Here is a 7,598-nt window from a genome sequence, read left to right on the forward strand (position 1 = left end):
AGACTGTTGTTCAGAAATTTCAGATACAAAATACTTTAGTCAGTAGTTTAATGCTAGGTATTGTCGGGTTGAGTGGTGGCATAAATTCTGCTAATGCTCAACAAGATCTTCCTGTCTGTCAACCTCCTAATTCCGGTGAGTATCTTTTGTTGGTCAGTAGTCCCACAGCAGAGAATCAGAAGCAATTACGTCAAGCTTTACCGTCCAATACTAACCCAAGCACTTGTAGATATCTCAAAAATACAGTCACACGAATTGGTGGGTTTAACAAGATAGATGATGCTAACAGTTGGGCGAGGTATATCAAGAATATAGTTGGGTTATCTGCTATTGTCACCACTCGACCGTCATCAGAAGTGGCACAGAAACCGCCTACGGTGACACAGAAACCGCCTACGGTGACACAGAAACCGCCTACTCAGACAGTAAGCTATAAACCTGAACGTTTGGGAGAGGGTTTGGCTGTATTAGTAGATTACTATAACCGCCCTGAAATGGCGAACAAAGTACGGGAAGTTGTTAGAGGAGACGTAGGTTTTGTTTCCTACGGAGAACGTCCTTATTTGCTGGCTGTTTACACGAGGAATCAAAAAGAAGCATACAGCACACTGCAAAAGCTGAGCGAACGAGGTTTTTTTGCCGTAGTTGTAGATAGTCGCAAAGTGATGCTACTGCGCTCATCTGTGCGTTTGCAGTAGCCCTCAGCAAAATACAGTCAGGTTTTTTGATTGATTATGGACTGACAACCAACACGCCGGTTGACTTAGCCAACCACGAGATGGTTATACCCAACGCCGAACCAACAATCACCTGAACAGGTGTGTGTCCCAGTAATTCTTTGAGGCGATCGCCATCAAACTCTGGGTGTTCGTGAAACAATTCGTCAATCATCTGATTAAGGATACGGGCTTGCTTTCCAGCAGCTTGACGAACTCCAGCAGCGTCATACATGACTATAATGGCAAAAACCATTGCCACTGCAAATTCTGGAGAAGCCCAACCAAGAGTTTGCCCGACTCCTGTTGCAAGAGCTGTTACCAGTGCAGAATGAGCACTAGGCATACCTCCAGTTGTTACTAAAACATTTATATTCAGTTTACGATTCTTGAGTAGCTCGATGACAAGCTTTAATGCTTGAGCCATCAAACAAGCTCCTACAGCAACCCACAACACTCGGTTGTCTAATATGTCGCCTATGTCCTGCATGCTATTTTGATAAGATGAGAAGTTATGAATTCTGAATGATGAATTCTCAACAGAGATATGATTTATGAATGATAAATTATATAATGTAAAGTTCCCCTGCTTGTATCATTCATCATTCATTGTTAGTTTAATTTTTACGACTGGTGATAAAGTGTGCTAATTCCTTTAGGGGCAAAGCTTTATCTCCAAAAGGTTCTAGTTCTGCACAAGCATCCTCTACAAGTTCTTGAGCCTTTTGTTTTGATTCTTCGAGTCCCCAAAGACTAGGATACGTCACTTTTTGAGCCTGTTGGTCTTTTCCAGCAGTTTTGCCCAATTCCTCATCGGTTTGAGTGATATCTAGAATGTCATCAATAATTTGGAAAGCAAGCCCAATGTTTTGGGAATAGCGAGACAATCGCTGTACATCTTCTGATGATGCTCCTGCTATTATGCCACCACAGACGACACAAGCTTCTAAAAGAGCACCGGTTTTGTGCCTATGAATGAAATTCAACGTTTCTAAGGAGATATCTGTCTTTCCTTCTGATTCTAAATCAAGCACTTGACCACCAACCAAGCCTGTCGCTCCCGTCGCATGACCCAAACGAGCAATGACCTGTGTGATTCGCTCTAGTGGTACATTATGAGTATGAGTGACTACATATTCAAATGCGTAAGCTAATAAGCCATCCCCAGCCAAAATCGCAATGTCGTCACCATAAACTTTGTGATTTGTCAACTTTCCACGACGGTAATCATCATTATCCATTGCTGGCAAGTCGTCGTGAATGAGCGACATTGTGTGGATCATCTCCACAGCACAAGCGGTTGCCATTGCCATATCAATGGTACCACCCATCATCTCACAGGTAGCAAGGCAAAGAATAGGACGCAAACGCTTACCTCCAGCCATGAGCGAGTAGCGCATTGCTTCGTAAATCTTTTCTGGATAACGGATGGAAATAGATTTATCCAAAGCAGCTTCACAAAGCTTTTGTCGCTCTTTGAGATAAGCTCGTAAGTCAAATTTGACGAACTCTGGAGTTTTTTGAATGTTATCAGCTGCTACCATTCCTAAATTCCTTAATCTTCTGTTATATACGTAACAATTTTACGAGAAAGAGTCACCCCCTTCGCTTAATTCAAAATTCAAAGTTCAAAATTCAAAATGAAGAATTATTTTTTTGAATTTTTAACTTTGCATTTGAGCGTGTTGGCTGATTGAGCGGCTCCCTCACAGGAGCATCCTGGCTCATGCGCCATTAGTCATTGACTATGGACTATTCCTAACGATGGGAGCGTTGGCTATAGCTGTTTACCGTATTTTGTAGCAATATAGCTACAGTCATCGGACCAACACCACCGGGAACTGGTGTGATAAATTCCGCAATACCAGCAATGGACTCAAAGTGGACATCACCAACCAGACGACTCTCACCGCTTGAATCTGTCACACGATTTATTCCCACATCTACCACAACAGCGCCCGGTTTCACCATGTCAGCAGTAATGAGTCCTGGACGACCTGCTGCTGCAATTAGAATATCAGCATTTGTGGTGATGGACTGCAAAGAGTGCGATCGCGAATGAGCCACACTCACAGTCGCATCTGCCTCTAGCAGCATCAAAGCCAGTGGTTTACCCACCAATATACTGCGTCCTACCACCACCGCATGCTTTCCCCTCAAAGGAATTGCGTATTCCTGCAACAGCCGCATAACTCCAGCTGGAGTGCAGCTACGTAAACCAGGTTCTCCTCGCACCAGTCGCCCTAAATTAATTGGGTGCAGTCCGTCGGCGTCTTTCTCTGGAACTATTTGATGCAAAAGCGCCACAGCATCCAAGTGGTTAGGTAAGGGTAATTGCACGAGAATACCATCCACCCTTTCATCATTATTGAGCGCAGCAATGACTTCTTCTAGTTCTGCTTGAGTGGTTTCTGTGGGAAAATGCTTGCCAAAAGAGTCAATACCAACTTTCTGACAAGCTCGTTCTTTCCCGCGTACGTAAGCCGCTGACGCTGGATTATCGCCCACCATCAGCACTGCTAAACCCGGCGGGCGTCCTATTTTGGGTTGCAATTCTTTAATGGCAGCAGAAAGTTCTTGCTGAATTTTGTTAGCTAAAGCTTTACCATCAAGAAGTTTGGCTGTTTGTGTTTCCATTAAAATTCAAGACAAGTGCGCTACGCCTTGGCGTTGCTGTCTCATGCTTTGTTCAAAAAACAGCAAAACCACATTTATTATCTTCTCAGATTGGTTGTCTAAGAAGACTTTAGAAATCAGAATTAGTCAATGTTCCTTGTAAAAATTAGGCACTGTACAAATTAACTATCATATGCATTAGGAAATTTGGTTGTTTCCAGTGTTAACGATACCAAACTGTTTCACCTGCATAGTAGCTTGTAAAGTAAAGTAGAAGGCAAAAGTATCAAAAAGCAGTTATGTACGTGCTAATTGGTGGAGCAGGTTTGGTGGGGCTAAGTTTAGCACAGAAATTGGTAGAACTAGGACATACCATATCTGTGATTGACATTGACCCTAATGCTTGTCGTTATGCCCGTGAACAAGTCGGAGCAATGGCTTTTGAAGGCAGTGCTGTTAGTACAGAAGTGTTGTTAGAAGCTGGGATTCGTAAAGCCGACGCTTTGGCAGCTATGCTACGAAGCGATGCTTTGAACTTAGCAATGGTAACTCTTGCCAAGCACTATGGTGTTCCTCATATTCTGTCTCGAATGCGCCATCCCGATTTTGTGGAACCCCTGCGTTTAGCTGGAGCCAATCATATCATCAGTACCGTAGATTTGGCAGTTTCAACAATGGTGAATGCTATTGAGTATCCGCAAGTCGAATCGATGATGCATTTTGAACAGGGACAGATTGAGGTTTTAAAACTTTCTATTCCAAACAATTGCTATGTTGTCGGTCGTAGTGTTGCCGAAATTGCTCAGGATTCCCGGTTTCCCACTGGCTCTCTCATTATTGGCTATCAGCCTCATCCTCACGAGGATTTAACTATTCCTAACGGTAGTACAGTACTGGAACCCGATTCAACTGTGCTGATTGTGACTAAACCAGGGTCATTACATCAAGTCATTGATTTTATTGAAGGTTGTAAATGATTCATTCTAATGAAGCTATATCCACTTTTTTATTCAGCGATCGCTCTTATTGTACTGACATCCTGCACATCACCAGAGATTCCACCGCAGTCACAAGCTGATACTAAAGGGGAAAATCAATCTCAAAAGGTGGTAAATTTAGATGAAAATTTCAAGACAGTGATGGGTCAAACTATCTATGTCCCTGTCTACTCCCACATCTATCACGGCGATCAGAAAAAAATTTTCAATTTAGCGGCGACTCTCAGTATTCGTAATACTGATTTGACCAAGCCTATCATCATTACTTCTGTGCGCTACTATGACTCCAATGGAAAACTACTTAAACAGTATTTAGAGCGCCCGATTCAACTTGCTGCCCTAGCTTCTACGGATTTTGTTGTAGATAGAACTGACACTAGTGGAGGTGTAGGAGCTAACTTTATTGTGGAGTGGGTAGCCCAAACAAAAGTTTTTCAGCCGGTGGTTGAAGCAGTTATGATTGGTACTGACTTCCAACAAGGAATTTCCTGGATCAGTCCTGGCAAGGTTATTAAAAGTCAAAGTAATAATAAGGGCTCATCTTCTGTACAGGGTTCTTGAAAGCGACTAATCATCTTCTAGTGTGAGCAATTGCTCATCAATTTTTTGAAGCCGCGATAGCGAAGCGCTGCTGCTTGCAGCAGATCGCACAATTTCTTCTGAAAGAATTTGCTTACGTATTGCCTCGTTGAGTGCTCCTTTCTCTGCCAGTAGCAAACGGCGGCGAATGGCTTCGAGTTTGCTGTGTCCATCACTTTTAAGATCAAATTCATCTGGGCGGCGATTGTACAATTCCCGCAAAGCTTTTTCTGCTCCTGCGACTCGCACCTGATAAGCTGAGCGCATCTCTTCGTAAATGGCTTTTGGTAATATTCCTGACTTTAACAAACTATCTAATTCATCTTGCGCTGCCTTACCTGTGATTAATTGCGCTTGTAATTCTTCAACCTGCTGACGAGATTCTGAAAATTGGGACAAGCGCAAACGTTTCACTATCCACGGCAAACTCACTCCCTGCCCGAGCAAGGACAGCAACACTGTCCCAAATACTATGGCAATGATTTGTTCTCGTCCTGTTACTGTTGTTGGGATGCTGAGTGCTAACCCCATAGAAAGAGAACCTTTGATATTGCCAAGAAACAAGACGTGCTGCCAGCGCCATGGAATTGGCCGGTCAAACCAACGTAATATAGCTAACAGCGGATAGACGCAAAGTATACGCCCCACTTGATAAGCAACGATCGCCAGCAACACTGCGGGCAGAGTTCTCCAGAGAGTGATTAAGTCAACTTCTATACCTACGAGTAGGAAAATAAAGCTATTGACACCAAAAGCGATAGACTGCCAAAAGCTGAGCAACGGCAATCGAGTAGAAGCTGATACCTGACTCGAAAGTCCAATACTTCCAACAATTAACCCCGCAACAACCACAGCTACCACACCAGAAACGCTGAAAGAGTGCCCAATTTGAAAAGCTCCTAATGCCACAGCCACCGTCAGTAAAATACTACTGAGCGGTTCATCCGAGCGAATTTGGAGTTCTTTGTTGAGTGTTTTTGATACTACAAGACAAAGTGTTGATAGTTACTCTCTAAATGAAAATTGTCACAAGCCAAGCACTGATGCCAAAATTGGCTCAATAGACATTGATTATGCAAAAAGTGAAAAATTTAAACTTCTCGTTCTTATATAATCACAACAGTGTTGTCGTACTCACACGCTCGGGATTAACCCTTTTCCTTCTAGTAGGACTACTCAGTTGTGGTAACTTAGGGTATTTGGGCATAAATGCCATAGGAGCCAACATCACCCAAATTCAGGACTTGAAAGCACAACAAGAGGATGGTAAAACACTTTACGTACAAGGTAAGGTAGAAAAGCGAGTTCCGCTTCTCAATCGATACGCGTATCAAATTAATGATTCCACAGGAAAAATTTGGGTTGTCACCAATCAAACTAATCTACAGCAGGGAGTACAAGTGGTGATTAAGGGTAAAGTTCGCTATCAAAGTATTCCTCTAGGAGACAAAGAATATGGGGAATTTTACATAGATGAATAGTCATAAGTAAAACATTATGCCAGAGAAACTCTGGAAGCTTCTAGCTCAAAGAAGCTCCCAGCAAAACCGAGTTAATCACTAACTAATCAATTGGGCAACCAACCTGAAATCACAGCCACTATCAGAAACACACCCATTACAAAGCGGTAAAAAATAAAAATCAAAGTGCTGTGTTTTTCCAAGTAGCGTAAGAGTCCCCAAATTGCTATGAAAGCAGAAATACTGGCAGAGGTTAAGCCGATAAGAAGTATCAACCAACCAGCCCCACTCAACCCTGCTTTGAAAAGGGTGTGCAATTCCACAGCCCCAGCCAAAACCACTGCTGGTAAGCCCAACAGAAAAGAAAATTTGGCGGCTGTCTCCCGTTCCATTCCTAAAAATAGTCCGGCGGTGAGGGTGGAACCAGAACGAGAAACGCCTGGAATTAGGGCAAAGGCTTGAGCAACCCCTACCCAAATTCCATCCCAGAGGGTAATTTTTTCAAAGTTACGCTCACGTCCTCCCCGTTTTTCTGCAATTCCCAGCAGCAAAGACATAACAATAGACGCTGCACCAATGACAACCAAACTTCGCATCGGGGAGTCACAAGCGTTTAGAATTGGCTTGAGTAGTAAACCTCCAACAATAATGGGTAAAGTTCCCAGCAACAAGCCCAGCATCAGCCGAAAAGAACTCGATTGATAGTCTTGCCCACTTATTGCTCTAACCGTTTCTCCCGTCAATTTTTTTAGGTCTTTCCAGAAATAACTTAAAACAGCTGTTAAACTGGCTAGTTGCATTGCTGCTGAAAAAGCAGAGCCAGGATCTTGCAGTCCTAATAAAGTAGGTACTATCCGCATATGAGCAGTACTGCTTATCGGTAGGAGTTCTGTAATCCCCTGGACAATGCCTAAAATAATCACGTCAATCCAGCTTAAGTTAGTAAAGTCTAGATTCACTTCACTACCGTTGGTACAGCCTGTAGTCGCCACTATAAGAGAAAGCATAATTTAACTGGTTTAATGAATTTGTTTGCAAATAAGTTACAGACAAATTAACCTGTGCTTATGTCGTTGCTATGACTAATCAATGGCGACAGTATGACATGTGGCAAACTAGCACTTTTTTTGAGGTTGACCGCATGAGAATGACATAATTTACGTAACCTGACAGAATTGACACTCCCCTGCCTAAAGGCGAGGGGATTCTACATTCATCGTCAGAACTTG

At 43.0% G+C, this 7,598-nt stretch carries 8 protein-coding genes and 1 pseudogene; 4 read left to right on the plus strand and 5 right to left on the minus strand.

The window, feature by feature from the left end:
* On the plus strand, positions 1–698 hold a 698-nt coding region (locus DP116_RS25405), incomplete at its 5' end, for a hypothetical protein (RefSeq protein WP_246275790.1).
* A gap of 34 nt (positions 699–732) precedes the next feature.
* On the opposite strand, the gene DP116_RS25410 is transcribed toward DP116_RS25405, so the two are convergent.
* The 3 genes from DP116_RS25410 to folD form a co-directional block, all read right to left on the minus strand.
* Entirely contained in the window at positions 733–1,206 is a 474-nt protein-coding gene (locus DP116_RS25410) for a divergent PAP2 family protein (protein ID WP_169157795.1), read from the minus strand.
* A 127-nt stretch (positions 1,207–1,333) separates the two neighbouring features.
* Positions 1,334–2,260: a geranylgeranyl diphosphate synthase CrtE gene (crtE, locus tag DP116_RS25415; protein WP_169157796.1), complete on the minus strand. Its 927-nt coding sequence runs from the start codon at positions 2,258–2,260 to the stop codon at positions 1,334–1,336.
* A gap of 214 nt (positions 2,261–2,474) precedes the next feature.
* Entirely contained in the window at positions 2,475–3,353 is an 879-nt protein-coding gene (folD, locus tag DP116_RS25420; protein ID WP_169157797.1) for a bifunctional methylenetetrahydrofolate dehydrogenase/methenyltetrahydrofolate cyclohydrolase FolD, read from the minus strand.
* Between the two features lie 278 nt (positions 3,354–3,631).
* Between folD and DP116_RS25425 the strand changes: the two genes are divergently transcribed.
* Entirely contained in the window at positions 3,632–4,309 is a 678-nt protein-coding gene (locus tag DP116_RS25425; protein ID WP_169157798.1) for a potassium channel family protein, read from the plus strand.
* 9 nt (positions 4,310–4,318) lie between these two features.
* Positions 4,319–4,891: a DUF3124 domain-containing protein gene (locus tag DP116_RS25430; RefSeq protein ID WP_169157799.1), complete on the plus strand. Its 573-nt coding sequence runs from the start codon at positions 4,319–4,321 to the stop codon at positions 4,889–4,891.
* A 6-nt stretch (positions 4,892–4,897) separates the two neighbouring features.
* On the opposite strand, the pseudogene DP116_RS25435 reads toward DP116_RS25430, so the two are convergent.
* Positions 4,898–5,902 (minus strand): annotated as a pseudogene (locus DP116_RS25435) (cation:proton antiporter domain-containing protein); the annotation flags it as partial.
* An 80-nt stretch (positions 5,903–5,982) separates the two neighbouring features.
* Between DP116_RS25435 and DP116_RS25440 the strand changes: the two are divergent.
* Positions 5,983–6,390: a hypothetical protein gene (locus tag DP116_RS25440; RefSeq protein ID WP_169157800.1), complete on the plus strand. Its 408-nt coding sequence runs from the start codon at positions 5,983–5,985 to the stop codon at positions 6,388–6,390.
* A gap of 86 nt (positions 6,391–6,476) precedes the next feature.
* Here DP116_RS25440 and DP116_RS25445 read toward each other — a convergent pair whose 3' ends face one another.
* Positions 6,477–7,376 (minus strand): undecaprenyl-diphosphate phosphatase, encoded by a 900-nt coding sequence (locus tag DP116_RS25445; RefSeq protein ID WP_169157801.1) that lies wholly within the window; start codon positions 7,374–7,376, stop codon positions 6,477–6,479.
* Positions 7,377–7,598: the final 222 nt, after the last annotated feature.

The sequence above is a fragment of the Brasilonema bromeliae SPC951 genome (assembly GCF_012912135.1).
Classification (GTDB): Bacteria; Cyanobacteriota; Cyanobacteriia; order Cyanobacteriales; family Nostocaceae; genus Brasilonema; species Brasilonema bromeliae.

Bases quoted from the DNA above. Each gene is read 5' to 3' on its own strand.
- crtE (WP_169157796.1), bottom strand. From the start codon at position 2,260: ATGGTAGCAGCTGATAACATTCAAAAAACTCCAGAGTTCGTCAAATTT.
- DP116_RS25425 (WP_169157798.1), top strand. From the start codon at position 3,632: ATGTACGTGCTAATTGGTGGAGCAGGTTTGGTGGGGCTAAGTTTAGCA.
- DP116_RS25440 (WP_169157800.1), top strand. From the start codon at position 5,983: ATGCAAAAAGTGAAAAATTTAAACTTCTCGTTCTTATATAATCACAAC.
- DP116_RS25445 (WP_169157801.1), bottom strand. From the start codon at position 7,376: ATGCTTTCTCTTATAGTGGCGACTACAGGCTGTACCAACGGTAGTGAA.
- DP116_RS25430 (WP_169157799.1), top strand. From the start codon at position 4,319: ATGAAGCTATATCCACTTTTTTATTCAGCGATCGCTCTTATTGTACTG.
- DP116_RS25410 (WP_169157795.1), bottom strand. From the start codon at position 1,206: ATGCAGGACATAGGCGACATATTAGACAACCGAGTGTTGTGGGTTGCT.
- folD (WP_169157797.1), bottom strand. From the start codon at position 3,353: ATGGAAACACAAACAGCCAAACTTCTTGATGGTAAAGCTTTAGCTAAC.